The 881-nt window shown below is 71.5% G+C and carries 1 protein-coding gene and 1 pseudogene; both read left to right on the top strand.

Annotated features, from left to right (window positions below):
• Window positions 1–243: DUF485 domain-containing protein (locus tag FGF04_RS39565; protein WP_149516212.1), on the top strand; the 243-nt coding region annotated here is incomplete at its 5' end.
• Window positions 240–881 (top strand): annotated as a pseudogene (locus FGF04_RS42225) (sodium:solute symporter family transporter); the annotation flags it as partial. The gene FGF04_RS39565 and the pseudogene FGF04_RS42225, both read left to right, overlap by 4 nt.

Below are 881 nucleotides of genomic sequence, written 5' to 3'. Positions count from 1 at the left end.
CTGACCGCGCTCGGCTACTTCACCCTGTTCCTCGTCCTGTCCGCGACCGCACCCTCGCTCATGACGGGCGAGGTCTCCGACGGCCTGCCCCTGGGCCTGCTCCTCGGGCTGCTCCAGGTCCCCATCACCTGCGCGGCCATCGCCCTGTACGAGTACACCGCCCGCCGGCGCGTGGACCCCGTCGCCGAACGCATCAGGAAGCAGGCCGAGCTGGACACCCGGCGGGCGGAGGCACGCCGATGACCGGCTTCAGCGATTCCGCGCAGGCGATGTCCCTGGTGGCGTTCACCGTCGTGGCCACCATCACCCTGCTGCTCTGCGTGATGACCGGCCCCGACCGCGACGACCTCGACGAGTTCTACACCGGCTACAACGGCCTCTCCCCCATGCGCAACGGCCTCGCCGTCGCGGGCGACTACATCTCCGCGGCGACGGTCCTCGGCACCGGCGGCGTCATCGCGCTCTTCGGGTACGACGGCGTCGTCCTCGCGCTGAGCACCGCCCTGTCGCTCATGCTCCTGATGTTCCTGCTGGCCGAACCCCTGCGCAACGCGGGCCGGTTCACCATGGGCGACGCCTTGGCCCGCCGGATGCCGGACCGGACGGTACGGATCGCGGCGTGCGCGGTGACGCTGACCGCGCTTCGCGGGCGACTACATCTCCGCGGCGACGGTCCTCGGCACCGGCGGCGTCATCGCGCTCTTCGGGTACGACGGCGTCGTCCTCGCGCTGAGCACCGCCCTGTCGCTCATGCTCCTGATGTTCCTGCTGGCCGAACCCCTGCGCAACGCGGGCCGGTTCACCATGGGCGACGCCTTGGCCCGCCGGATGCCGGACCGGACGGTACGGATCGCGGCGTGCGCGGTGACGCTGACCGCGCT

Source organism: Streptomyces apricus, assembly GCF_008369065.1.
Taxonomy (GTDB): Bacteria; Actinomycetota; Actinomycetes; order Streptomycetales; family Streptomycetaceae; genus Streptomyces; species Streptomyces apricus.
Note: the sequence above shows the minus strand (reverse complement) of the source record. Positions and strands in the feature narration are given on the sequence as shown.